The sequence below is a fragment of the Paenibacillus thiaminolyticus genome (genome assembly GCF_007066085.1).
GTDB classification, from domain to species: domain Bacteria; phylum Bacillota; class Bacilli; order Paenibacillales; family Paenibacillaceae; genus Paenibacillus_B; species Paenibacillus_B thiaminolyticus.
Genome location: NZ_CP041405.1, coordinates 2,417,969 through 2,442,204, shown reverse-complemented (window position 1 = coordinate 2,442,204; position 24,236 = coordinate 2,417,969). Strand labels below are relative to the sequence as shown.

The following is a 24,236-nucleotide window of genomic DNA, read 5'->3' as shown; positions in this document are numbered from 1 at the left end:
CGTCCGGCCAGCATCTATTCCAGCGAATGAAAAAAAGCCTCTTTCCATGAGAGAAAGAGGCTGCTGCATTCCATCGATAGGAACCACTTATCTCTCAGAATGCCGCGCATTCTGTAGGATTTAGCACCTTTTACCATAATGGGTAAGGTTGCTGGACGTCATAGGGCCTATTCCCTCAGTCGCTCTTGATAAGGTCAAGATAATGAAATTGTCTTGTGAGAATCATACACAGGAATGCTGCGGTTGTCAATTTAATTTTCATTGGGTTAGTCGGGAATGGACAGAGCAGCCTGTGCGGGCAAGTGCTGCACCTCCGGCGCAATCTCATACTGGGCAGGCGGTTCGGCTCCGAGCAGATGCTTCACGAAATAGTCCCATTTCCGCCGGATAAAATAGCGGTTCGACTGAATGCTATGGCCGACGTTCGGCATGATGAGCAGATCGAAGTCCTTGTTCGCCCGGATCAGTGCGTCGACGAGCTGCATCGTATGCGCCATATGAACATTGTCATCCATATCGCCGTGCGCGAGCAGCAGCTTGCCCTTCAGATTAGCCGCCAGCTGTGCGTTGTCCTGACGGCCATACCTCTCCGGATGTTCCTTGTCGGCCAGTCCCTGGAACCGATCGCCCCATGCTGCAATGTAGGCCCGCTGATCGTGATTGCCGGCCCCCGAGACGGCGACGGAATAGACGTCGGGATAGGTCAGAATGGCCCGGGCCGAGCCGTAGCCTCCCCCGGAGACACCCCAGATGCCGACGCGCTTCGGATCGATGAACGGATATCGTTCGGCGAGCTGAGGGATGGCGGCGGCATGATCCGCTAATCCGGCCGCATGCTCGAGATTGCCGTCGGACGCGTCATGGAACGCCTTGGAGCGGTAAGGAGTGCCCGTTCCGTCCATCACGATCGTTACGAATCCGAGTTGGGTGAACGATTGCGATCCGCCGGAGAAATCGATGGCGGACTCCCACAGGAACGATTTCGGCGTATTGAGAAGCTGAGGTCCCCCGTAAAAATAATCGATCAGCGGATACTTCCGCCCAGGCTCGCAGGATGCGGGAGGGATCAAAATGCCGTATAGATCCGTAACCCCATCCGCCGCCTTGACCGTGAACCGTTCCGGAAGCTGATAGCCCTGCTCCAGCAGCAGCTCGATATCGGCCCGCTCCAGCTCCCGGACGAGGCTGCCGTCGTTGTGGCGAAGCACGGATACCGGAGGCAGATCGACGCGCGAATAGGTGTCCGTGAAGCAGCTCAGATCCGGAGCGAAGGCGATCTTATGATCCGCATCCTCCGGCGTCAGCAGCGTCAAGCCCGTCCCGTCAAGACGGATGCGGTACAGGTGCTGGAAGTACGGATCGCGCCCCGGTTCGCGGCCGCTGGCCGTGAAGTATATCCATTGCTGCCGCTCATCCACGGCCGCCAGCCGCCGGACGTTCCACTCGCCGGATGTAAGCTGACGGATGAGCTGTCTCGAGCGGCTGTCGAACAGATACAGATGAGCGTATCCGTCGCGCTCGGAGAGCCAGAGGGCGGTATCGTCGGCCAGCAGGCGGAAGTTCGGATCCGGCCGTAACTGTAGGTCCAGATTGCCGAAATGATACAGATCGATGAACAGGAACGTATCGCTCCGTTCTTCGATGGCGGTGCGGGCCGCCCCCGTCTCCGCATCGGCGGCAATCAGCTTGGCCGAACGGTAATCGCGGGCCATGGACAGATAGCAGACCTGCTTGCTGTCCTTGCTCCAGCAGGCCTGGGGGGCCAGAGGATTGAAGGGGCTGTCGGAACCGAGTATGATGCGGGGCGCGTCCACGACGATGCTGTCCTGCCGCTTAATATCGCAGATGACGATGTCGGCCAGCGGGATATGGGGATCGCCCGGACAAGCATAGCGTATCGAATGCCGGACAGGCCGGAGGTCCCCGCTTGCCGCAGAGGGCACGTGTTGGAGCAGATGAAGCTCGCGGAGCGAACGCTGATCGAGCCGCATTGTCATGAGCTTCGTCGAGTCGGGCGACCACAAGGCGGCCGGGAATGACTTGCCCTCGGGGCGAAGATTCAGGTTCATCGCCTCCACACTGCCTGTATAATCATAATAAGGCTCGCCGCCGAAGGTCAACTGCCGCACTTCCCCGCTCTCCACATGGCGGGTGAACAGATTATGCTTCTCGGCGTAGGCGCCCCACTGCCCGTCGGGGGAGAGCAGCTCATACGGCTCGGGCAGCGGCCGGTCCGGGGCCGGGAGGCGGGTGCACCGATAGCTGGACAGATCGCATTCCCAGCGTGCCCCGTCCATATCGAAGCGGATGAGATGGCATGATTCGGGCAGTTCCAGCCGATCCAGCTCCAAATGATGGCGATCCAGCGTCCGGCCAACCTCCTGGCTCAGGGAAGAAGCGAGACGTTCATGATCGAAGGCCGGCTTCGAGGCGTTCGTCTCGGGATCGGCGAGGATATACTCGGTTCCCTTCTCTCTGCCCAGCCGCACGTCGCAGCGGTACCAGAACCGGTTCCCGCCGTCCAGCCAGTTCGGCACGACGCGGCCGTTGAACACATGCTGCTGCCATTCGCTACTCAACAGCTTCGCGGCGCGATCATACTGTTCGCGGGATATTATGTTGCTCATATCGGCATTCCTCCTATTAAATTCGATGTATACTGCAGCTTCAGCTTCAGCTTAAGGAAGGATTATGAACGGAGTATGAACTCGGTATGGAGAAGGGATGGCCCAGCGGAAGGCTGGCTCAAATTCGCTTTCATTTCGATATGAAACGATCGGTTTTACAAATGTTCATTTCGCAGAAAGCAAGAATCGATGAAAATCCTATGTTTTCCATACTATCTCGGCATGAAACTTTGTCTTGACCGCAGAAAAATAAACTATGTATACTATGAGTTGATAAAAAGTATTTTGTATATTTACATTTGTTCAATGATGGTCGGTATTCTATCAACAAGATGAAAGGGAGAGTGAATTATTTGAGACTCCAAATGAAAGCGGCTTCATTCCTCATGACCGGCGCATTGGGGATGCTGTTCTCGGCATCGGCCTTTGCCGCCCCGCTCCAACCGGTGGAGCACAATGAATGGATGCAGCAGAAGCATATTATTGCAGGCTATGAGCATGGGGATCTGCGGCTTGAGCGTCCCGTGTCATTGGGGGAAGCCGTCGCGCTGATTGCGAGAGGAACCGGAGCTTCGATTCCGGAGCAGAGCGGCTATTGGGCGCAGGGCTATCTTGACTGGGCGGCTGGACAGGGCGCGATTACGGAGGAGGAGAGCGCAAATGACAGACTGGCGCCTTCCGCCGAACGCCTTGCCGGGATTGCGAAGAAGCTGGGCGTTGAGCTTGAGCTGCCTGCCGGCGCCTCCGTGACCCGCGACCAATTCACGGAAGCGTTGGGAGCCGCGCTGACGGAGCATATTACGATTGCCCATACGAATGATGTCCATGGCCACATTCAGGAGGATCAGAAGGGCAAGGAATTCGGTTACGCCAAAATCGCGACGCTCGTCAAGGAATGGGAGAAGGAGAACAACAATTTCCTGTTGATGGATGCGGGAGATACGTTCCAGGGCACGATCTATACGAACCAATTCAAGGGAGAATCGATTCTTCCGATTCTCAATTCGCTCGGCTACACGGCGATGGCAGCCGGGAACCACGAATTTGATTTCGGCTACGAGCAGCTGCTGAAGCTTCGCGACCAGCTGAAGTATCCGATGATTAGCGCCAACGTCTTCAAGGCGGACGGCAGCAACTTGCTCGTGCCGACGTTCCAGACCGAGGTGGGCGGCGAGACGTTCGCCTTCATCGGCTTCGTCGCGGAAGAGACGCCGATCGTGACGCATCCGAACAATGTGAAGGGGCTGACGTTCAAGGATCCGGTAGATATCGCCAAGGAACTGGTGCCGGAGATGAAGAAGGAGGCCGATCATGTCATTATCGTCTCGCATATCGGCGTGGACAAAGACCGGGAGATCGCGAAGAACGTCTCGGGCATCGACCTCATCATCGGGGGCCATTCCCATACACCGCTTCATACGCCGGAAGTCGTGAACGGCACCTATATCGTTCAGGACTGGGAGTACGGCAAATCATTGGGCCGCGTCGATCTGTTCTATTACAATAAGGAACTGGTCGGCTTCAGCGGCGGATTGGTCGAGTATGACGAGAATGTGAAGGCCGATCCGGAGATCGAGAAGCTCGTGCAAGAGGTCGTGGTCAAGGTCGAGGAATCGATGAAGGCCGTCGTGGGCAAGACCGAGGTCGATCTGGACGGCGAGCGCACGCAGGTCCGGGCGCAGGAGACCAATCTGGGCAACTTCATCGCTGATGCGATCATTGCCAAGACGAAGACGATCACAGGCTATGAAGCCGATGTGGCGCTGGTCAACGGCGGGGGCATCCGCGCCAGCAAGCAGGCGGGAGACATGACGAAGAAGGATCTCTATTCCATTCTGCCGTTCCCGAATACGCTGACCATCGTGGAGGCGACCGGAGCCGATCTGAAGGCTGCGCTGGAAGTGTCGGTCAGAGGAGCGGAGAATACCGACGATCTGCCGGGCTCCTTCCTTCAAGTTGGCGGCATGTCTTTCGTCTATGACGTGAAGAAGCCGGCCGGCGAACGGGTCACCGAGGTGAAGGTCGGCGGACAGCCGCTTGATCCGGAGAAGACGTACAAGGTGGCGACGAATGACTTCATTACCTCCGGCGGTGACGGATACTCGATGCTGAAGAAGGATCAGGTGCTGGATACCGGCTATACTTTCTATGATATCGTAGAAGAATACTTGGTGAACAATAAGGTCATTCATCCAAAAGTAGAGAACCGTATTGTAAGAGTCAACTAATCCGGGGCGAGGCGCAGGTTATTCATCTCGATTCTGGCCTGCCGCGGGATAATGGAATAGGCTGAGCGTAATGCGGCGAGCGCTCCCCGGCGATTGTGCAGGGGGGCGCTTGTTCTCGTTATGGATGTCCGAGGGATGCCAGTTGCCATCCGGTTCCGGGGAAAGCCAAATGATAAGATGCGGCGACAATGCTATAATAGAGATTATATACGGTTTTTCCTATATTCGACATTGGATAGATGGGTGGCTTGGGATGGATCAAGAGAAAATCAAAAAAATGATTGATGCTGCGAAAATGTATTATTTCATGGATTGCAGCCAGCAGGATATCGCGGACAAGCTTGGCGTGTCCCGGCCTACCGTCTCCCGATTTTTACAGCAGGCGCGGGAGGACGGATTGGTGCAGATTCGGATTCTGGATCCGTCCGAGGATACGCACCGGCTTGCCTACCAATTGAAGGACAAATACCGCTTGAAAAAGGCGATTGTCGTCCCGGTGCCTCATTATGAAGAGGACCTGATCGGAGAATATTTAGCCGAAGATGCCTCGCGCTATCTGGATGAGCTGATTACCGATGGAGATACGATCGCATTGGCTTGGGGAGAGACAATTTATCAGGTAGCGCACAAGTTGAATCATAAGCATGTAAGCAATGTCAATGTCGTGCAGTGGCAAGGCGGCGTAAGCCAATCGGGAACGAATACGTACAGCTGCGAGATTATGCATCTCTTCGGCAGCGCTTATCATACGTCTCCCTATTTCTTGCCGCTCCCCGTTATCGTGGACCACCCGCTGGTGAAGCAGGCGATAGAGTCCGAGCGCCATATGCGCGCCGTCCTGGACATGGGGGAACAGGCGAATATCGCCCTGTACAGCGTAGGCGTCCCGGTGCCGAATTCTCCGGTTTTACCGGTGCAATACTTTACCGAAGAAGAGGTGAAGGAATTGGCAGGCAGGGCTTGCGGGGAGATTGGCGCCCGGTTCTACGATGCCGATGGCCGGATCTGTCTGCCTGAATTGGACGCGCGGACGATCGGGATCCCGCTTGATTCGCTCGCCCGGAAGGAGCATTCCATCCTTGTGGCCGGAGGCCCGGGCAAGGTGGAGGCGATATTCGGCGCGCTCCAAGGCGGGTATGCGAATGTGCTCATAACCGATCAGTTCACGGCCAAATCTCTTGCCGACAAGGAGAAGGAATATCTTCAACCGGAAGGGACATCCTCTTCCTTCCCTCTTTCCGGCATTCCTCTGTACTGAGCACGCGGTTACTTAATGATGGGGAGGATATGACAGATATGAGCGTACACATTGGTGCTCCGCAAGGGGAGATCGCAGAGTCGATCCTGCTGCCTGGCGATCCGATACGCGCCCGGTTTATTGCGGATACTTTTTTGGAAGAGGCGCATTGTTATAACGCGGTGCGCGGCATGCTCGGCTATACCGGGAAGTACAAAGGGAAGCGTGTCTCCGTGCAAGGCACGGGAATGGGAGTGCCCTCCATCTCGATCTACGCGCATGAGCTGATTCATGATTACGGCGTCAAGCACATGATCCGCGTCGGCACCTGCGGAGCAATTCAGCAAAACGTGGGGCTGCGGGACATCGTGATCGCGATGAGCGCATCCACGAGCTCGGCGATGAACCAGCGCCGGTTCCGGGGCATCGACTTCGCGCCGACGGCCGATTTCCGCTTCTTGAAGCAGGCGTATGATCTGTCCTGTGAAAAGAAGCTGCCCGTCAAGGTCGGCAATGTGATGACGACCGATACGTTCTACATGGAGGACCGCGAAGAAATTCAGCTGTGGGCCGACTATCAGATTCTGGCGTTGGAAATGGAGACGGCGGCGCTGTATACGCTCGCTGCCCGGCATCAGGTCAACGCGCTGTCGATCCTGACCGTGTCGAACCACGTGCTGACGGGCGAGATGACGACCGCCGAGGAGCGGGAGAGCACGTTCACGGAGATGATTGAGCTCGCCCTGGATCTGGCGGTGGCGCAGGCGCAGGAGTAAGCACACAGAATGATGAACGGATGAAGCTTGATCAGGAATCATCGCTAAAAACGACAGAGATGTCGTTTTTTCTTTTGGAAATGGAGGAGAGGGCATGCTGTTGGTGCTGAATGATTAGGGGGCTGCGCATCTTATGAGCATTATCCCCATTGCTCAGAGGACATCTTCCTTGAACCAGGACGCCAATTTCCCCCTAGCCGTTGCACGGTCACAATGAAGTTCGTTTGCAAGCTTGATTGGAAAGTGAGCGAGTACAGCCCGTTGATTGTGAAAATCAACAGGCTGCCCAATCGAACGACTTTGCTACCATCGTGTTACACGTACGGGCAAATAAGTTAACGTCTGCCCAGCGGCAAAAGGCGTCAGATTCGCTTCCAGTTTGAAACCGGGAACAGGCTCAATGCTTTGAAAATGATCCATGAACAAGGCAAGGCCAATGTTCGCCTCCAGCCGTGCAAGCGGAGCGCCTAGGCAGAAATGCGGACCGTTACCGAAGGTTAAATGCAGTTTGTTATTGGGACGGTGGATGTTCAGCGTAAACGGATCCTCAAACACCGTCTTATCCAGATTGGCGGCGCTCATCCAGGCAACGACGACATCGCCTTTTTTGAGCTCCACTCCAAGAACATTGTTATCCTGCTTCACCGTCCGATCCATTCTGGCTGTATGGAAACGGTAGCGGAGCATTTCTTCCACCGTATTCGGAAGCAGTTCGCGATGCGACTGTACCTCAGCATAGATCTGATCATTATCATATAAAAAAGAATAGAACGTGTTGGCTAGTAAATGACTTGTCGTCTCAATGCCGGCTCCTAGAAGGAACATGGTCATCCGGACGATCTCGTCATCTGTTAATCGCTCACCATCGACTTCCGTTCGAATCAAGTCGGAGATGATATCGTCGGTCAGATGAGTTCTTTTGGCAACCACATGCGGGTAGAGATAGTTGTAATAGTTTCTCGCTGCTTGCCGCTTCAATTCCCGGACATCCTCAATGTTATCGATCGGAAGCGGAAGGAACAGATGATCCACCCATTCCTTAAAGAGGAAGCGATCCTCCGATGGAACACCAAGCAGATCTGCAATGACGATGGTCGGCAGCGCGCTGGAAAAGCTCTTGACGATATCAATAATCGGTTCATCTCCCATATCCTTGATCAGCATACCGACCACAGCATGGATTCGAGGCTCCCACAAACTTAGGCTTTTAGGCGTAAATGCAGCGGATAACAGGCTTCGGCTTTTTCGGTGTAGCGGAGGATCCTTGCTCAAACTGATTCGTTCAGGAGTGCTTCCCACCTCATTGTCGGCTCCGACGCTGATTGTTGTTCGGACTCTCTCGCTGGAGAAATACTCGTAATCGCTAAGTACTCTTTTGACATCGCCATACCGAAAAACGTTCCAAGTATTCGTAGCTTCGTTGTAGCTAATCGGTTCATGCTCCAATTGGTGCTTGCACCATTCAAAGGGGCTAAACTCTTCGACGGCGGATCGAAACTGAGTAATTTTAGCTGCCTGGATAATTTCCTTCTGCATAATACTCCCTCCCAAATTTGAATTTTAAGGTTCATGTTTAAGTCCGGCATGGTCACCTCATGATCGTCTGCTTCCATGTTGTGAGGCCCACAATCATGATGAACAGAATTAGTTATCACTTGGCTTCAAAGTGTAAAAGAAACTGGGGATTTAGTACAATTTATTTAGAAATTGTTTATTTTTACTCTAATTCAGAAAGGAAGGAACGAAATGCCGGGCATTTCCAAACACCAAACAGACCCCAGAATACGCCGTACAAGGCAGTTGATAAAGGATGCTTTTGTTGCTCTGCTGCAAGAGATGGATATTGAGAAAATGTCTATCAGCAGTATTGCGGAGCGTGCGACCATTAGCCGTGTTACATTTTATCTGCATTATCGCGATATCCCGGACATGTTGGATAAGATGGCGGATGAGATGATTGAAGATCTTCAGCACGCCATGAACAGTAATCCAGCCCTGCCCACATCTCCTGAAGATAAAGATTGGTTGAGGTTAGTAAAGATGCTTGAACATATTGCTGAAAATGCACCATTTTACAAGGTTATTTTAGGATCGAGGCGGCCCCATATTTTTACCGAACGTCTGTTACAGATGTTTACCGAGTTAATTACGGCAAGGTTCGAGAATAGGGAGACCGCTTCATCGGGTTCTAAAGCAGTCATTCAGAAGGATATTGCCATTTGGTATGGATCCTCTGCTTTAATTGGGACCATCGTGGGCTGGCTGCGTAACGACATGCCGTACACGCCAGGTTTCCTCGCAAAACAACTTTACTTACTAACTACCCATGATCTGTAATCAAATGCAAATGTGGATTTGTTATCCGAACATAAAATATATCAGTTTAGTTTTGTATTCGGTCTGTGACGTCGAGTTAGGTGACTGTTCTGCCTCTACTAGCCTTCTGACCGGATGGGAGAGTGCTGACAAGGAGCGGGCAGGGCCTTCTGACCGGATGGGAGAGTGCTGACAAGGAGCGGGCAGGGCCTTCTGACTCGATGGGAGAGTGCTGACAAGAGCACGAGAAGGGTAGTCCCGACCGGACGGGACAAAGGCGAATGGCAGCAAGGGCGGCCAAGGATAGATCGGCCTCGCGGGATGTACGGCATCGTATTGCAAATAGCAGGGGTACAGTATAAAATAAAATTTATTATTGGAGCAAAACTTTAAAATAAAATTTCAAAAGATAGTAGGGAAAAACGATGTCAATCCACGACAATATTTTAATTAAGATTCGTGACATGAAGGACAGCCTGACGCCGGTGGAAAGGGTAGTCGCAGAGTATGTGCTGGCTAATTTGGAGGAAATTCCGCATCTCTCCATCAAGAGTCTGGCTCAGTTGACGAAGACGAGTGACGCGTCGGTTCTTCGTTTTTGCAAGACGATGGGCTATACCGGCTACCGGAGCTTTATTGTCAGTATTTCCGCTTCGCTTGGCTCAATGGAGGATGAGCAAAAGGATCAGTACACGGATATTCAGCCTGGAGATGATCTGAATACGATTATTTCGAACATTTCCCGCAATAATAGCAAGTCTATCGAGGATACGCTTTGTGTCATTGATAGAAAAGAAATCGAGCGCGCGGTGAAGGTGCTAAGGGAGAGCCGGCGGATCGTGTTTTTTGGCATCGGCGCTTCCGGTCTGGTCGGGATCGATGCAGAGCAGAAATTTTCGCGCATTAATAAGATTTGCCATGCGTACACCGACGGCCATAGCCAGCTTACCGCGGCGACGCTGCTAGAGAAGAATGACGTGGCGATCTTTATCTCGAATTCCGGCAATACGGCCGATATTCTTGATGCGCTGGACATCGCCAAAAAGAACGGCGCCTGCATCATCGCGATTACGAAGTATACGAAAAGCCCGTTGGCGGAAAACGCCCATATCGTGCTGAGCATTTCCACGCCCGAGATTACGATCCGCAGCGGCGCCATGGGCTCGCGGATTGCGATGCTGACGGTGATCGACATTTTATTCGCCGGCGTCGCCAGCGCCGAATACAAGCATGTAAAGAAATATTTGACGAAGACGCACAATATACTGGCAAGCAAGCATCGCTAATGTTGAGAGCGGCTTGACGGTCAGACATCGGCTCGCATCCGATGTCTTTTTTTGTTGAAATGAAGAAAATAAAAAACAACAATTTATTTTATAATAAAATTTTATTTCAAAAACTGTTGACCATAAATGTCTTTGGGGCTAAGATTGCAGTATAAGCAAGTTACACAAACAGGATAGGAGGATGGCTATGGATGAGTATCTAGCGGGTCTAACGACGGAAGCAATCAATTCGGAGACAGCGGCCATTGATGAGTGTACAACCGAGCAAATGCTCCGCCTCATGAACGAGCAGGATGCGAAGGTTCCACAAGCGGTTGCGGCTGAAATTCCGCAAATTGTGAAAGCGGTTAATTCACTTCATCAAGTGCTCAAACATGGTGGCAGGATGTTCTACGTCGGTGCTGGATCTTCAGGGAGAATGGGCGTCCTCGACGCTTCGGAATGTCCGCCCACGTTCGGAACAGACCCTGAGCTGGTGCAAGGACATATCGCCGGGGGAGACACTGCGCTGAGATGGGCCGTAGAAGGCTTTGAAGATAATGCGGAGGAGGGGGTTGCATTAATCGAGAGTTGCGGCGTGACAGACAAGGATGCGGTTGTCGGCATTACGGCGAGCGGAAGCGCGCGCTTTGTCATCGCAGCCTTGAAGAAGGCGCGGGACATCGGGGCCACCACCATCGGCGTAGTCAATAACAAGGAATCCTTGCTGGAGAGCGTCTGCGATATCTGCATATCACCTATTGTAGGACCGGAAGTCATTATGGGATCGACCCGATTGAAAGCGGGTACAGCGCAGAAGCTGGTTCTGAACATGCTTACCACTTGTACGATGGTGAAGCTGGGCAAGACGTATAACAACTTAATGGTCGATGTGAAGGCGAGCAACATCAAGCTGCGCGATCGGTCCGTACGGATTATACAGGCAGCTGCAGGCGTTGATGCGGGTACCGCTGCTACGTATTTAGAAAGCGCTTCCATGAACTGCAAGCTGGCCATCATGATGATTAAGACCGGTCTGGATGCGGCCGCGGCAGAGCAAGCGCTGGAGCAATGCGAGGGCAGCTTGAAGAAAGCGATCGGCACGTTTACAAAAGTGGTGTAATTCATTCGATAACCTGAGGGGGCTTATATCAATGAGGAAGTTGCGTGTATTGGCATCCATTTTGGCATTAACCTTGGCTTTGTCCTCTTTAACGGCATGCGGAAGCTCGAATAATGATGCGAAATCGCCAGATGCGGGCGCTAACGGAGGGAACAGTGCAAAAGATACGATAACCGCGTTGCTCCCGCCGGTGTCTGGCAATTTCCAAGACAACTTCAAGCAAATGGAGAAGGAATTCAATGAATTGTATCCGGATCTGACGTTGAAAATCGAGCCGGCGAGCTGGGAAGACATGACGCAGAAGCTGGATACGCAAGTGAATGCGGGCAGCCCGCCGGATATTGCGTTCATTGGCTCAGCCGGAATTCCGAAGTATATCCAACAAGGCATGCTGATGGATATTACCGATATTGCCACGCCTGACATGATTGCCGATTACGATGAAATTCCGCTGGAATATATGAAGAACGGCAACGGATTATACGGCTTCCCGGCGTACATGGAGGTTCACGCGCTTGGCGGCAACCGAGAGTTCCTGGAGCAAGCGGGCATTGATTGGAAGAAGGTGCAGAAGGAAGGCTGGACGTTCGAGCAATTCCGTGAAGACGTCAAAAAAGGCGTCGTGAAGGATGGCGACAAAACGTCCCGTTACGGCTTCGTCTTTGCGACCGCGGGCGTAGCGTCCAAGGACTACTTGGCTATTTTGCTTAAAAATGCGGGCATGCCGGCCGCGTTCGACAAAGATTTGAAATATGCGTACACGAGCAAAAACTTCCTGGAAGTGCTCAAAGCGATTCGCGTACTCATTGATGACGGTTCCATGCCGAAGGAGCTCAGCTCGGTCGATGCCGGGAAGCGCTGGAATATGTTCCTGACAGGTCAAACGATGATTACAGGCAAAGGTCTGGCCACTTTCGAAAATAATGCGAACCAAAATAACGAAAAAATCGAGAAAAAAGACGGCAGTGAAGTCAAAGGAAGCATCCCGGTCGATTATGTCGTATTGCCGGTTCCTACGTTCTTGGGCGAGAAGCAGCAGTCAAGCGTCGCGGTTGACGGTTATGTAACCTTCCGCGGCAAGCAGGAGCCGACACCTGAGCATAAGGCCAATGTCGTCAAAGCGGCTTACTTCTTGGCCAGCGGCAAGGTTGCAGCTACGACGAACAATGATCTGTTCGCCGCACATATTACCGAGTCCGGCAGAAAAGCGGCGGAAAGCATGCCGATTGAAAGAAGCGAGGACAATAAAGCGGCTGTAGAAACCTTGCTCAAGCAAGCGACGCCGGCACGTCCGGATATTCCGACGGATCTGGGCGCCAAGGCGATTAAGCTCGAGGACGAAGTGATTGTTCCGAAGCTGCAGGCCTTGATCGCCAACGAGATTTCGCCTGAGCAAATGTATGATGCGGTGAAATCGGCAGCCATAGCTGCATTCGGCGAAGACGGAGTTGTCACAGACTAGACAGAACAGTATTCGGATAGCCGCATGGAACCGCCCGCATGCGGCTATCCGGAAATGATTGCACCACTGCGTATTGAAAGGGGTTTCACATTATGGCCCAATTAACGAAGCCGTTGAAGAGACGGAAAATTAGAGGGGATTCAGGCTGGGGATATGCGTTTATCGCCGTAGCCCTGGTTGTGTTCGCCGTATTTACGGCCTATCCGGTTGTCAGCGCCTTTATTATCAGCTTCCAGGATTATAAGCCGCTAGGCTCTACGTTTATCGGTTTTGACAATTATATTAATTCCTTCAAGGATCCGCTGTTTTGGAAATCGATCGTCAATACGGCCGTCTATACGGTGTTGACGGTTCCCGTGGCCCTGATCATTTCCTTTGTCGTGGCCATTCTTATTTTGCCGCTGAATAAAAAGCTGCAGACGACGTTCAAGGCGGTGTACTATTTGCCTGCTGTAGCGTCCGGGGTGGCGATGTCTGTCGTATGGCTGTGGATCTTCGATCCGATGGAAGCGGGAATTTTGAACCAGCTGCTTGGCCTGTTCGGCATCAGCAATTTGAACTGGCTCGGATCAAGCTCGACGTCGATGTTCTCTCTCGTCCTGATGTCCTGGCTGGCAAGCCATGGCACGGCCATTATTATTTACTTGGCGGCCCTGCTCGGCATTGATGACAGTTATTATGAGGCAGCGGAATTGGATGGGGCATCCTTTTTGAAGAAGCTGTGGTATATCGTCATTCCTTTTTTGAAGCCAACAACGTTGTTCTTGCTTGTAACCGGCGTTATCGGTTCCTTCCAGGTGTTCCAGAACGCTTATCTGATGACGGGCGGCGGCCCGGACAATTCAACGACAATGGTTGGGTTGCTTATTTTCAACAACGCATTTAAGTACTTTGAATTCGGGAAAGCCGCGGCACAATCGTTAGTGCTGGCCGCCATTATTGCGATAATTTCGTTAATTCAGTTCAAATTTATGGGCAAAGACGTGGAATATTAAGGGGAAGGGGAGAAGCCGATAATGTCACTCTATCATTCACATAATGGCAATGTGGCAGTCAAATATATTAGAAATGCTGTCATCATTACCGTACTTTTGCTTTTTGCTTTGGCCACGATCTTCCCTATCTATTTTATGATTATTTCTTCCTTCGGGGATCCTGTCGAAGCCGGTGCGATGAGCTACTCGCTCTTTCCGTCGAAGATATCACTTGAATCCTACAAATTTTTCTTCGAATACAGCGAACATTCCTTTCGTTGGCTGTTAAATTCCTTGTTTGTGGCAAGTGTCGTGACGGTGTCGAACGTGTTTTTTGCGAGCATGGCCGGATACGCCTTCTCCAAAATTAAATTCAAGGGCAGAACGGCGCTGTTCACTCTGCTGTTAATAGCGATGATGATTCCGTATCAGGTAACGCAAGTGCCATTGTACATTTTGATCGTCAACATTTTTCAAATCCAAAATACGTACAGTGCCTTAATCATGCCTGGTCTCGTTACTGTATATAATATTTTCCTTGCGAAGCAGTTCATGGGCAGCATTCCGACCGAGGTGCTGGAATGCGCGAAGATTGAGGGCTGCAACCAGCTTCAGGTCTATTTCAAAATTATATTGCCGTTGTCGAAAACGGTCTTGGCCGTCATGGCGATTCTCACCTTCATGGATAGCTGGAACACCTTCTTCTGGCCGTTCCTGGTCACGAATACGATGGATATGCAGACGATTCAGGTAGGTCTTAAAAACTTCCGCTTCGCCAACACGACCTACTTCGCGCCGATGATGGCAGGCGCTACGATCTCTGCGCTGCCGATGTTCATTCTCTTCTTCAGCTTACAGAAGTATTTCCTGAAGGGGGTAACGGTAGGCGCGGTCAAAGGCTAATGGGAGGTGTGCTTATGATGCTCGCAACCTGGGACCGGAAGTATAGCGGCGATGTGATTGCGCTATGGAATGAAGAAGCCGTGAGAGACGGGTACAAGGAGTTGACGGAGGCAAGCTTTGAAGCGATTTTTGTATCGAATGCGTACTTCGACCCGGAAAATACGTTTGTGCTGCTGGACGCGGGCCGGGTTATCGGATTTGCGTGCGGGTGCACCGGACAGGACCTGCCTCTCGGGAAGGCGGCCGGCTATATTACCTGCATCGTGCTGTCCCGCGATCGCGGCAGCGATGAGAACTATAAGGTGATGCTGGAGGCGGTGGAGCGCCGCTTGCAAGCATTGGGGAAAAAGCAGGCGGAGGTGCTGTTCTTCAATCCGATGATGCTGCCCTGGTACATCCCGGATACGCCGAAGTATGAGCATAATAACGCGCCCGGCGTGCCGGTCGGCAGCGCGTATCATCAATTTTTGCTGCGGCAAGGGTATATCGAGCGCGCGATCGAATGCGCCATGTATATGCCGCTGGCCGGGTTCGCCATCCCCGAAGACATCCGGGCCAAAGAGGCGCGTGCCGTCTCCGAAGGCTATGCGGTCGAGCGGTTTGACCCGGCTCGGCATAGCGGTCTGAAGGAGATGCTGCGGCGATTGAACAATCCGCTCTGGGAGCGGGAGATTGCCCAAGCGGCTGCGAACGGCGTGCCGTTCGTCGTCGCGGCGCATGAAGGGAAGGCCGCCGGCTTCGCCGGTCCGGTTATTCGCCAGGAGAACGGACGCGGCTACTTCGCGGGCATCGGCGTTCATCCCGGGCATGAAGGGCATGGCTTGGGAACGGTGTTGTTTTTCAAGCTGTGCGAGGCGTTCCGAACCATCGGAACTGAGTATATGTCGCTGTATACCGGGCGCGAGAATCCCGCGATTCGCATTTATGAGAAGGCTGGCTTCCGCACGGTCAAATCATTCGCTGTGATGAGAAAGGAGCTTGTCTAATGAGGGAGCACAAGATAACGATTCTGGCTATTGGCGGTCATGTCGGGGATATGGAGCTGACCGCGGGCGGCGTATTGGCAAGCCATTCGCTGAAGGGGGATCGCATCGTCACTCTGGCGTTGACCGCAGGGGAACGCGGGGTCCCGGCAGGCAGGGATATGGCGGAGTACCGCGAGCAGAAGGTGAATGAGGCGAAGGCGTTCGCTGAGATGCTGGGCGGCGAGGCTATCGTGTTCGATACGCCGGACGGCGAGCTGCAGGACAATGAAGAGAACCGCTTCAAGGTATGCGATGTCATTCGCGAGGTGCGCCCGAATATTATCATTACGCATTTCAAGAACAGCATGCACAAGGATCATATGACGACGCACCGCATTGTCAATGACGCGCGCTTCTTCGCCGGCTTGCCGTCGTTCCAGCGGGAGCTGCCCGCCTTCTTCGCCTCCAAGCTCTATTATGCCGAGAACTGGGAGGACGCGGTGGACTACAAGCCTTACGTCTATGTCGACTTTTCGCAAGAGGCTTATGATTTGTGGGTGAAGGCGGTATCGCTGCATTGGTTCGTGACGGGCAGCACCTCGTTCCCTTATCTGGAGTATTATAAGCATCTGGCCCGGGTGCGCGGCATCGAGGCACGGAAGGAATTCGCGGAGACGTTCATGATTCCGGAAGAAAGCATGCGCCTGCGCCAGTCCGAATTGTAAGGGCGGATGCGCACATGAAGAGGAGGCTGCTATGATCCGCAACGGGATTGATTGTATCGATAAGTATGCGCATTTGTTCCAAGGGAAGCGTATCGGGCTAATTACGGCCCCGACCGGCTTGACGAAGGACTTCGTCTCGACGATTCAAATTTTGCACGAGAAATTCAATCTGGCCGCGCTGTTCTCGCCGGAGCACGGCGTGCGCGGCGATCAGGCCGCGGGGGCCCAGGTAGAGACGTATGTGGACCCGTATACGCAGGTGCCCGTGTACAGCTTGTACCGCAAAGATTCCAAGCGCTTGAACCGGGAGATGCTGGATGAGGTCGATGTGGTCGTGTACGATATTCAGGATGTCGGGGTCCGGTATTATACCTTCATTTACACGATGCTGTACGCCCTGGAAGATTGCGCGAAGGCAGGCAAGGAGTTCGTCGTGCTGGATCGGATCAATCCGCTCGACGGCGTGACGGTGGAAGGGAATCTATTGAAGCCGGGCTATCACTCCTTCGTCGGGAATTATCCGCTCTGCGTCCGCTACGGCTTGACGGCAGGCGAGGTGGCGGAGATGGCGAACGAGCAGATGAAGTGGAACGGCCGGTTGCATGTCGTGCGCTGTGAAGGCTGGGAACGGACGATGCAGTTCCCTGACGCCGGGCTCCCGTGGGTCATGCCGTCCCTGGGGCTGCCGCGCTTCGATTCGGCCTTGCTGTATTCAGGCACTTGCCTGTTCGAAGGGACCAACATTTCGGAGGGCCGCGGCACGACGGCTCCGTTCGAGATCATCGGAGCGCCGTTCATCGAAGCGGAGAAGCTGGCTGAGGAGATGAACCGGATGAAGCTGCCGGGAGTCATCTTCCGTCCGGTCTATTTCAAGCCATCGTTCTCGAAGTTCCGGGATGAGCAATGCGGCGGGGTGCAGCTTCATGTGCTCGATCGCCGCGCCCTGCAGCCGCTGGCAACGGGCGTTCAGCTACTGTATGCCATCAAGCGCAATTATGAGCAGTTTTCCTTTTTGCCCCCGGTGAAGGAGAATTCGCGGCCGTTCATTGATCTGTTAGGCGGGGACAGCATCTACCGCGCGGAGCCGGCGGACGTTCCGGCGATGTTGGAGCGGTTCCGGGAAGAAAGCCGGGAATTTGGGGACATGAAGCGGCAATATCATTTGTATTCATAGGGCCGAGTAGGGCGAATAGGGCCAAACGTCGCCGCATGCCGGAATGAGCGCTGTTCGTGCGTCAGCGCGTCGTATGTCTGCGCGGTCGTGCGTCTGGTGTCAGTGCGTCGAGCGTCTGCGCGGAGCTTAAGGCAGAAGAAGGATGTGAGCTTACGTTGAAATATGTGGCAGGGGTGGACGGCGGCGGCACGAAGACGGCCGTCACCGTTGCGGATGTGAAGGGGACGGTAGTGCATACGTTCACATCTGGTGCGATCAACTACAACGGACAGGACGAGGCGAGTGTGCGAAGCAGCCTGCGGGATATTTTCGCGATGATTGCGAAGGTATGCGGAGGGCTGGATCACTGCGTGCAGGTCTGTATCGGCGCGGCTGGGATCAGCAATCCGACGGTCGTTCCCCGCCTGGAAGCGAGCGTTCGCGAATGCGGGTATGAAGGCGGCTTGGCCATTACGGGCGATCAAGCAACGGCGCTGTGGGGCGCGCACGGCAAGGCCGTCGGCGTCATCCTCATCGCGGGCACGGGGTCGATCTGCTATGGCCAGAATGAAGCGGGCCAGTCCCATCGCGCGGGCGGCTATGGCCATCTGATCGATGATGAAGGCAGCGGCTACAGCATTGGCCGCGAACTGCTGTCGGCGGTCGTGCGCGCGCATGACGGCCGCCTCCCCGAGACGCCCATTACGGGGATGGTGTACCGTCAGCTGCAGATGGAATCGATTCAGCAGCTTATCCGCTTCGTGTATGATCAGCGCACGAACAAAAAAGATATCGCGGCCCTGGCCCCGATTTTGTCGCAGGCCTGTGCGCTCGGGGACAAGACCGCTCTCTCCATCGCGGACAAATGCGCCCGCTCCCTGTGCCAGCTCATCGTTCCAGTCGTGGAGAAGCTTGGCCTGCAAGCGGGAACGGTGGCGATGGCCGGCAGCGTGCTGCTGAAGAACAACGATGTGCGGAATGGCTTGACCGCTTTGTTGGCAGAGCGGTACCCCGGGATGCAGTGCATTAACGCCGAGAAGAATGCGGCCTATGGCGCGGTGCTGCTGGCATTAGGGAAGCTGGCCGCGGGATGAAGTTGAAGCAATGTTCGGAATTGAAGCAAACATACAGAAAGAGTGCGAATGGGGAAAGCGGTTCGCGCTCTTTTTTTGCGTTTTCGGGAAGCGGCTGGCCACGCTAGCTTGTAGAGAGGGAACATCTCTGGAGGGGAAGGCAGGAACCGTTCGTTTGTGTCGGAAAAATGAATAATCATTCCTGGATTTACAAAATTGTGAACGTTTTCGACTTTGTTAACGGTAAAGTTCGGAAATTTAGGGAATAAACCACATGGGATATATTTACAGTGATGATAGCCTGTGATTACATATCCTTATAAATAGTTTAAACGCTAAAATTTTAAATAGCTGAAAGCGATGAACCCAATCAGGGAGCGGCTTGACATCGAATCTTGCTTTTAGTTTATAGGGTAAGTTGTCGAAGAATGCCTTTTTCAGTCGAGGTTTTCATGCACTTGTACATACCTGCGGGACGGGATTGCCGTCGCGATTTCCAGATGAGGTGAACTCATGAAGCAGCGCAAGCGAATTGGAGAATTGATGGTCGAGGTCGGTCTCATCACCCCCGCGCAATTGCAGCACGCGTTGGCGGTTCAGGCGAAGCATAAAGGGCGGCTTGGCGATGTCCTGCTGTCGGAGGGCCTTATTACCGAAGAGCAATTAATCGAGGTGCTGGATTGCGCTTGCGGTGCTGGGAATGCTGAAGCTGTTCTCTGATTGGAACATCATATAGAAGGGCAGGAGGGGCGCCGTTTATGCGGACGCCTCTCTTGGTTATGCAGCTATGCGCTTATTTCCTCGGGGCATGCGAACGTGGCCTTTGTCTGACACACTCCTTCCGGGGATGGATTTCTTGGCGGAATAGGAAAAAACGATTGCTAAACTAATAATCTTAGCATAGAATTTTAACTAATCATATTAGTTTTGAATCGTGCCAAAAGGGAGGAGGCGCTCGCTAATGGGCTTGTTGACGGTACTGCAATATGCCAATCTCGGCGTTCGTTTTTTTGTTGGAGCTAGGGGTGCTCGCGATTGCCAGCTATTGGGGATTCCATACGGCGCAAGGATGGATGTGGAGAGGGATTGCAGGGATCGGTCTCCCGCTCGTCCTCGCCTTGTTGTGGAGCATGATGGGCTCGCCCAAGGCTTCGATCCGCTTGGGCGAACCTTATTATTTCCTGTTACAGCTTGCCATGTTCGGTCTTCCGGTTGTGTTCCTGGCGCTGCTTGGCCGAACGGGCGGGGCGATCGGCTATGGGGCCGTGGCTCTGCTTAACCTAATATTGATGTATGTCTGGAAGCAGTAAGAGCGAAACTGGCCGTTTCGGCCCCGGACAGTTCCAAATGGCTTATTCGCGCGCCGGTTATTGCAGCAGCTTCAAGCGGCGGCACAGCCGGAACAAATAGTAGGAGCCGCGAAGCTGTTCCTGATTAAGCCGGTTCAAATATTGCAGCGATTCATGGGCAATGTCCCAGGCGCGCTCCGCGTCGTTGTCCTTCAGCTTCCGAATGGCTTGCTTCAGCCGGACCGAATCCGCTGAGTAGAGGACGGTCCGCAGCGTGCGGAGCAGCCAGATTTTGCGAAGCTGGGGCGGGCTGAACCGGCGGTAGCCGTTCTGTTCGTCCCGGGATGAGGCGATCAGCCCTTCCTTCTCCCAGTAGCGGAGGGTGGAGCGGGGGACACCGGTCTCGGCCGCCACTTCGCCGATCGTCATCCCATCGTTGTCCGCGTCCGGCTCGGAAGGGCCGCGTTCTTCCAGCTCGAAGCGGCGAATCGCCTCTTCGGCCAGGCCGCGGTCGCGATGAAGCAGCGCTTGTGCTTCATTCACCAGCCACAGGGCGGATGCGGTATCCCTGGCTCGAAGCAGCCGCATCACATCGGAAGTCACCTCCATGCCATATCCGGCAGCCATGGCGGCAATGCACTCCAGATAGGCGAGATGCTCCTCGGTATATTTCCGGTATCCGTTCGGATCGCGCAGCGCAGGGGGAATGATGCCCTGAGCCTCGTAATTGCGGAGGGCGCTGGTGCTCAGCTTCAATCGTCTTGCTGCATCGATCGGTCTCATCGTATTCTGTCCTCCCCGGCAATTGTCTTCGTTACTAAAGATTAAAGCTGACTTATAATGTTTTGGCAAGCTGGAGCGATAATGACAGGTACTGTTGCCGCCGAAGCTTATAATTAGCTTCCATGTTGTACGATGGATTTGTAGATGGATAGCGAGAGAAGCATGGAGGAGGAGAACAGATGAGGAGACCGGATAGGAATGAATTCGATCGGCAGGTAGGCAACTTGATTCAGGCGGGCTATCCAGCATTCGTCGGGCTGGACGAAGAGGCGTTCAAGGAGCAGCTTGCGCCTCTAAGGGAGCGCGTCCAGCTGCTGCCTATGCCAGAAGAGATCGAAGCCCGGCAAGGGCATGTACCTTACATTATCGTCGTGAGGAGCGATGGCTTGTCTGGGGATAAGGCCATGGAGCAGGTCGAGCGGCAGGGCAAGCGGGGCTTCAGCATCATGGATGCCGAAGAGCTTCGCGGCTTCCAACCGATCGAGGGCGTTGAGCTTCCCGCCGGCATCGCATATGTGGCAGCCGATATCGACAGGGGAATGGAGACGCTGAACGTGACGCCGAATGAAGCGCTCAAGACGCTAGTGCAGCAGGGCCGCTCTCCCCTTACGATCGAGGAGGGAATTGCGCTTCTTACCCATTACCCGGACATTTTGCAGAAAAATAACGGCTTCTCCTTGCTTGCCTCCCGCTGCGGCGACCGCAGGGTCACCGCGCTCTGGATAAGCGGCGGCCGGCCGAAGCTGGGTTGGTGCTGGGCGGGCAATCCGCATACCTGGCTCGGCTCCGCTTCATGCGGCCGCCGAATCGGGGGATAAAGGCAAGGCGCCTCGGCCCGCCATTATCCCAGCGGCGCAAGGCGTCCCGCCTGGCAAACCCGCCCAGCCCGGAGAGCCCGGCCGGCCTGGCATGAAATGAAGGCCGCTCCGCTTCCGGGGGCGGCCTTGATCTTGCTGCGCAACATCCACAACTGTTCCGGCAGGCAATGTTCACCCGTGCGCCAGGACAGCCGCGGGCAGCCGGGCAGCTATGGCGCGGGCGGCTTGGGCAGGGACAGCCGGAACACGGTGCCGGCCTGCGAGGTGGCATGAAGGACGAGCTCCCCGCCATTGGCGCGGGCCAGCAGCCGGCTGAGCGGCAGGCCCAGTCCGAGTCCTTGCTTCTTCTTGCGCCGGCTGCTGCCGCGGTAATATCGTTCGAAGATGAACGGGACCTCGGATTCCCGGATGCCGCCGCCGTTATCCCGGACCTCGATGACGATGTCCTCTTCGACCACCGCGGCCTCCACGGCAATCTCGGTCGCCCCGGCTGCCGAGCTGTTCATAATCAAATTCGTCAAAATTTGCTTGAGTTGCCCCTGATCCCCATCGCATTCGAGTTCTTCGTCCGGCAGGACGGCATTCAACTGTATCGAGGTGAACGACGGCAAGGATCTTAGCTGCCGAATGACGCTGCGGATGAGCGGGGAGAGCGGACCCTTCTCGGGCTCGGTCTTGATGGCCCCTGCTTCCAGAGAAGAGAATTCGAGCAGATCGTCGACCATAGACTGCATCCGCTTCGCTTCCTCTAGCGAGATCTGGAGGAATTCATCGGCTTCGCTCCCCGCGACGACTCGTCCATGCACGGCCTGGACCATGCCGCGAATCGAGGTGAGCGGCGTCCGCAGCTCATGCGACACCCCGGCTAGCAGATCGGTGCGCATCTGTTCTAGCTGCTTGAGACGCGAGGTCATGTCGCCGAAGGAGGAGATAAGCTGCCTCAGCTCCTGCTCCTTGATCCCGTGGACGGCGGGCAGCGCCGGCGAATACTGCCCGTCGGCGACCTGCAGCGCGGCATGCGCCAGTTGGCGCAGCGGCAGTGTCAGCTTCCGCAGCAGCAGATAGATCGCCGCCCAGCCGGCCGCGGCGATGCCGAAGGCCATCAACGCGATCAGGACATAAAGCTGCTTCGTGTTGTCGATATCCTCCTGAATCGGCGCGCTCAAATACAGCGCCCCTGCCACACCCGACTGCTGCTTGAGCGGCACGCCGATGCGCAGCCACGTCACATCCTGCTTGATGAGGCGTTCCCGGGTCGGCTGCCCGGTGAGCACGGTCTTGTAGTCGGAAGGTGCGGCGGCGGTTCCGGATTCGTCGTTCCCGCCATCTTCCGCTGTATTAAGCACCATGCCCTTCGCATCAACAATCTGCATCGTCTCGCCATTCGCAGGTCTTGCTACTACGGTCGCTTGGGCAGATTCGAACGGAATGATAAGCCGGCCGGCCAGCTCCGACTCGAGACTGTTCGCTGAGGTCTGCGTCTCGGCCTGCAGGCTGGCCAGACTGGAGAACCGGACATAGGAATCGGCCAACTGCTCCGCCCGCGCTTGCAGCACATCATAACTGTGCCGGTATGTGTTCGCATAGATCCAGATACCGGCGAGGAGACCGATGAGGAGCAGCGCGGCGAACAGAATCAGAGCGTAGCGCCACGTCCAGACGCGCAGCATCGGGAGCGGTTGTCTAGCGGACATGGAGAGAATACCCCATTCCCCGCATGGTCCGAATAGCGCCTTCAGATTCCGGCCAATCCTTCAGGCACTGCCGCAGCCGTTTGATTGTCGTGTCTACCGCCCGATCGCCGCCTTCATAATCGATTCCCCATATGTTGTCCAGCAGCTGCTCACGGCTGAAGCATTGATTGGGATGCCGGGCAAGGAAGGCGAGCACATTCCAATCGCGCGGGATCAGCGGCACCGCCTGCTCGTTCAAGTAAGCGGCACAGGAGGTGAAGTCGATGACCAGGCCTCCCAGCCGTACAGCCTCGTGATCGGCCATATAGGTGGAGCGCCGCAGAACCGCTTGGACGCGGGCGGCAACCTCTTCCGGATCGAACGGCTTCGGAATATAGTCATCGGCCCCTTCCTGCAGTCCCCGCAGCCGATCCGGCACGGCGCCGCGCGCCGTCACAATAATGACGGGGCAGCTGCCATACTGCCTTAGCTGCTTCAGGATCTCCATCCCGTCCTGATCGGGCAAGGTTAAATCGAGAAGCACCAGATCCGGCCTCCATGACAAAAAAAGTCCCTCCAGATCTCCCTCTCCCGCATCCCAGCGCACTTCATATTGTTCACGCGCCAGATACGCCTGCAGCAAGCGGGCGATGGGCGCTTCATCTTCGATCAGCAATATTTTTTTCATGGCATGACATCCTTTCGAGCTTCATACGTACAGGTTATTGTACCAGCAGGCAGGGGAGCGTTGCCTTAAAAAAGATTAATCTGGCGGCCTCAGTTCCCCTGCCGACAGCGTACAGGATGAAGGTGTCAGGAAGATGTCAGCGCACCCGGGCACAAGCA

The 24,236-nt window shown here is 54.7% G+C and carries 21 protein-coding genes and 1 riboswitch; of the genes, 16 read left to right on the top strand and 5 right to left on the bottom strand.

Annotated features, from left to right (window positions below; translation table 11 throughout):
- Nucleotides 1-84: 84 nt before the first annotated feature.
- A riboswitch (SAM riboswitch) is annotated at nt 85-195 on the bottom strand.
- 71 nt (nt 196-266) lie between these two features.
- A complete protein-coding gene (locus FLT43_RS10995) occupies nt 267-2,627 on the bottom strand; it encodes a S9 family peptidase (RefSeq protein WP_087444857.1) in 2,361 nt (786 codons plus the stop codon).
- Between the two features lie 365 nt (nt 2,628-2,992).
- Here FLT43_RS10995 and FLT43_RS10990 point away from each other — a divergent pair, with 365 nt between their 5' ends.
- The 3 genes from FLT43_RS10990 to deoD all read left to right on the top strand — a co-directional run bounded on the left by FLT43_RS10990 (nt 2,993) and on the right by deoD (nt 6,868).
- Nucleotides 2,993-4,855 (top strand): bifunctional metallophosphatase/5'-nucleotidase, encoded by a 1,863-nt coding sequence (locus FLT43_RS10990; protein ID WP_087444858.1) that lies wholly within the window; start codon nt 2,993-2,995, stop codon nt 4,853-4,855.
- A gap of 253 nt (nt 4,856-5,108) precedes the next feature.
- The gene (locus FLT43_RS10985; RefSeq protein ID WP_087444859.1) at nt 5,109-6,113 is read left to right on the top strand and encodes a DNA-binding transcriptional repressor DeoR; all 1,005 of its coding nucleotides are present in this window, start codon (nt 5,109-5,111) and stop codon (nt 6,111-6,113) included.
- 38 nt (nt 6,114-6,151) lie between these two features.
- A complete protein-coding gene (deoD, locus tag FLT43_RS10980; RefSeq protein ID WP_087444860.1) occupies nt 6,152-6,868 on the top strand; it encodes a purine-nucleoside phosphorylase in 717 nt (238 codons plus the stop codon).
- A gap of 303 nt (nt 6,869-7,171) precedes the next feature.
- Here deoD and FLT43_RS10975 read toward each other — a convergent pair whose 3' ends face one another.
- Complete coding sequence (locus tag FLT43_RS10975) at nt 7,172-8,404, bottom strand: cytochrome P450 (RefSeq protein ID WP_087444861.1); 1,233 nt, start codon at nt 8,402-8,404, stop codon at nt 7,172-7,174.
- Nucleotides 8,405-8,614: 210 nt separating this feature from the next.
- Here FLT43_RS10975 and FLT43_RS10970 point away from each other — a divergent pair, with 210 nt between their 5' ends.
- From FLT43_RS10970 to FLT43_RS10915, 12 genes are all read left to right on the top strand, one after another.
- Nucleotides 8,615-9,205, top strand: a complete 591-nt coding sequence (locus FLT43_RS10970; protein WP_087444862.1) for a TetR/AcrR family transcriptional regulator — start codon at nt 8,615-8,617, stop codon at nt 9,203-9,205.
- Between the two features lie 404 nt (nt 9,206-9,609).
- Nucleotides 9,610-10,470 (top strand): MurR/RpiR family transcriptional regulator, encoded by an 861-nt coding sequence (locus tag FLT43_RS10965; protein WP_087444864.1) that lies wholly within the window; start codon nt 9,610-9,612, stop codon nt 10,468-10,470.
- Between the two features lie 187 nt (nt 10,471-10,657).
- Nucleotides 10,658-11,572, top strand: a complete 915-nt coding sequence (gene murQ, locus FLT43_RS10960) for an N-acetylmuramic acid 6-phosphate etherase (protein ID WP_087444865.1) — start codon at nt 10,658-10,660, stop codon at nt 11,570-11,572.
- Between the two features lie 31 nt (nt 11,573-11,603).
- The gene (locus FLT43_RS10955; protein ID WP_087444866.1) at nt 11,604-13,034 is read left to right on the top strand and encodes an ABC transporter substrate-binding protein; all 1,431 of its coding nucleotides are present in this window, start codon (nt 11,604-11,606) and stop codon (nt 13,032-13,034) included.
- Nucleotides 13,035-13,126: 92 nt separating this feature from the next.
- On the top strand, nt 13,127-14,029 hold the full coding sequence (locus tag FLT43_RS10950) for a carbohydrate ABC transporter permease (protein ID WP_087444867.1): 903 nt from the start codon (nt 13,127-13,129) through the stop codon (nt 14,027-14,029).
- Nucleotides 14,030-14,050: 21 nt separating this feature from the next.
- Nucleotides 14,051-14,911 carry a carbohydrate ABC transporter permease gene (locus FLT43_RS10945; protein ID WP_087444868.1) on the top strand — a complete coding sequence of 287 codons (861 nt, stop codon included), beginning with the start codon at nt 14,051-14,053 and terminating at the stop codon, nt 14,909-14,911.
- Nucleotides 14,912-14,928: 17 nt separating this feature from the next.
- The gene (locus tag FLT43_RS10940) at nt 14,929-15,897 is read left to right on the top strand and encodes a GNAT family N-acetyltransferase (protein WP_087445418.1); all 969 of its coding nucleotides are present in this window, start codon (nt 14,929-14,931) and stop codon (nt 15,895-15,897) included.
- Complete coding sequence (locus tag FLT43_RS10935; protein ID WP_087444869.1) at nt 15,897-16,601, top strand: PIG-L deacetylase family protein; 705 nt, start codon at nt 15,897-15,899, stop codon at nt 16,599-16,601. The genes FLT43_RS10940 and FLT43_RS10935 overlap by 1 nt, the downstream gene beginning before the upstream one ends.
- 31 nt (nt 16,602-16,632) lie before the next feature.
- Complete coding sequence (locus FLT43_RS10930; RefSeq protein WP_087444870.1) at nt 16,633-17,775, top strand: exo-beta-N-acetylmuramidase NamZ family protein; 1,143 nt, start codon at nt 16,633-16,635, stop codon at nt 17,773-17,775.
- A gap of 155 nt (nt 17,776-17,930) precedes the next feature.
- The gene (locus FLT43_RS10925) at nt 17,931-18,848 is read left to right on the top strand and encodes an N-acetylglucosamine kinase (RefSeq protein WP_087445419.1); all 918 of its coding nucleotides are present in this window, start codon (nt 17,931-17,933) and stop codon (nt 18,846-18,848) included.
- A 492-nt stretch (nt 18,849-19,340) separates the two neighbouring features.
- Nucleotides 19,341-19,547 (top strand): cyclic di-GMP-binding domain-containing protein, MshE-related, encoded by a 207-nt coding sequence (locus tag FLT43_RS10920; protein WP_087444871.1) that lies wholly within the window; start codon nt 19,341-19,343, stop codon nt 19,545-19,547.
- Between the two features lie 290 nt (nt 19,548-19,837).
- A complete protein-coding gene (locus tag FLT43_RS10915; protein ID WP_164776145.1) occupies nt 19,838-20,137 on the top strand; it encodes a YrdB family protein in 300 nt (99 codons plus the stop codon).
- Between the two features lie 57 nt (nt 20,138-20,194).
- Here the strand turns inward: FLT43_RS10915 and FLT43_RS10910 are convergent, their stop codons facing one another.
- Nucleotides 20,195-20,899 (bottom strand): MerR family DNA-binding transcriptional regulator, encoded by a 705-nt coding sequence (locus tag FLT43_RS10910; protein ID WP_087444873.1) that lies wholly within the window; start codon nt 20,897-20,899, stop codon nt 20,195-20,197.
- Between the two features lie 179 nt (nt 20,900-21,078).
- Between FLT43_RS10910 and FLT43_RS10905 the strand changes: the two genes are divergently transcribed.
- Nucleotides 21,079-21,717, top strand: a complete 639-nt coding sequence (locus tag FLT43_RS10905; protein ID WP_087444874.1) for a DUF5701 family protein — start codon at nt 21,079-21,081, stop codon at nt 21,715-21,717.
- 209 nt (nt 21,718-21,926) lie between these two features.
- Here FLT43_RS10905 and FLT43_RS10900 read toward each other — a convergent pair whose 3' ends face one another.
- Both FLT43_RS10900 and FLT43_RS10895 read right to left on the bottom strand, forming a co-directional pair.
- On the bottom strand, nt 21,927-23,411 hold the full coding sequence (locus FLT43_RS10900; protein ID WP_087444875.1) for a sensor histidine kinase: 1,485 nt from the start codon (nt 23,409-23,411) through the stop codon (nt 21,927-21,929).
- On the bottom strand, nt 23,401-24,078 hold the full coding sequence (locus FLT43_RS10895) for a response regulator transcription factor (protein WP_087444876.1): 678 nt from the start codon (nt 24,076-24,078) through the stop codon (nt 23,401-23,403). The genes FLT43_RS10900 and FLT43_RS10895 overlap by 11 nt, the downstream gene beginning before the upstream one ends.
- Between the last annotated feature and the right edge of the window lie 158 nt (nt 24,079-24,236).

What these genes read in the sequence shown, in the direction of transcription:
- FLT43_RS10995 (WP_087444857.1), bottom strand. Translation starts at nt 2,627, where the DNA reads ATGAGCAACATAATATCCCGCGAACAGTATGATCGCGCCGCGAAGCTG.
- FLT43_RS10990 (WP_087444858.1), top strand. Translation starts at nt 2,993, where the DNA reads ATGAAAGCGGCTTCATTCCTCATGACCGGCGCATTGGGGATGCTGTTC.
- FLT43_RS10985 (WP_087444859.1), top strand. Translation starts at nt 5,109, where the DNA reads ATGGATCAAGAGAAAATCAAAAAAATGATTGATGCTGCGAAAATGTAT.
- deoD (WP_087444860.1), top strand. Translation starts at nt 6,152, where the DNA reads ATGAGCGTACACATTGGTGCTCCGCAAGGGGAGATCGCAGAGTCGATC.
- FLT43_RS10975 (WP_087444861.1), bottom strand. Translation starts at nt 8,404, where the DNA reads ATGCAGAAGGAAATTATCCAGGCAGCTAAAATTACTCAGTTTCGATCC.
- FLT43_RS10970 (WP_087444862.1), top strand. Translation starts at nt 8,615, where the DNA reads ATGCCGGGCATTTCCAAACACCAAACAGACCCCAGAATACGCCGTACA.
- FLT43_RS10965 (WP_087444864.1), top strand. Translation starts at nt 9,610, where the DNA reads ATGTCAATCCACGACAATATTTTAATTAAGATTCGTGACATGAAGGAC.
- murQ (WP_087444865.1), top strand. Translation starts at nt 10,658, where the DNA reads ATGGATGAGTATCTAGCGGGTCTAACGACGGAAGCAATCAATTCGGAG.
- FLT43_RS10955 (WP_087444866.1), top strand. Translation starts at nt 11,604, where the DNA reads ATGAGGAAGTTGCGTGTATTGGCATCCATTTTGGCATTAACCTTGGCT.
- FLT43_RS10950 (WP_087444867.1), top strand. Translation starts at nt 13,127, where the DNA reads ATGGCCCAATTAACGAAGCCGTTGAAGAGACGGAAAATTAGAGGGGAT.
- FLT43_RS10945 (WP_087444868.1), top strand. Translation starts at nt 14,051, where the DNA reads ATGTCACTCTATCATTCACATAATGGCAATGTGGCAGTCAAATATATT.
- FLT43_RS10940 (WP_087445418.1), top strand. Translation starts at nt 14,929, where the DNA reads ATGCTCGCAACCTGGGACCGGAAGTATAGCGGCGATGTGATTGCGCTA.
- FLT43_RS10935 (WP_087444869.1), top strand. Translation starts at nt 15,897, where the DNA reads ATGAGGGAGCACAAGATAACGATTCTGGCTATTGGCGGTCATGTCGGG.
- FLT43_RS10930 (WP_087444870.1), top strand. Translation starts at nt 16,633, where the DNA reads ATGATCCGCAACGGGATTGATTGTATCGATAAGTATGCGCATTTGTTC.
- FLT43_RS10920 (WP_087444871.1), top strand. Translation starts at nt 19,341, where the DNA reads ATGAAGCAGCGCAAGCGAATTGGAGAATTGATGGTCGAGGTCGGTCTC.
- FLT43_RS10910 (WP_087444873.1), bottom strand. Translation starts at nt 20,899, where the DNA reads ATGAGACCGATCGATGCAGCAAGACGATTGAAGCTGAGCACCAGCGCC.
- FLT43_RS10905 (WP_087444874.1), top strand. Translation starts at nt 21,079, where the DNA reads ATGAGGAGACCGGATAGGAATGAATTCGATCGGCAGGTAGGCAACTTG.
- FLT43_RS10900 (WP_087444875.1), bottom strand. Translation starts at nt 23,411, where the DNA reads ATGTCCGCTAGACAACCGCTCCCGATGCTGCGCGTCTGGACGTGGCGC.
- FLT43_RS10895 (WP_087444876.1), bottom strand. Translation starts at nt 24,078, where the DNA reads ATGAAAAAAATATTGCTGATCGAAGATGAAGCGCCCATCGCCCGCTTG.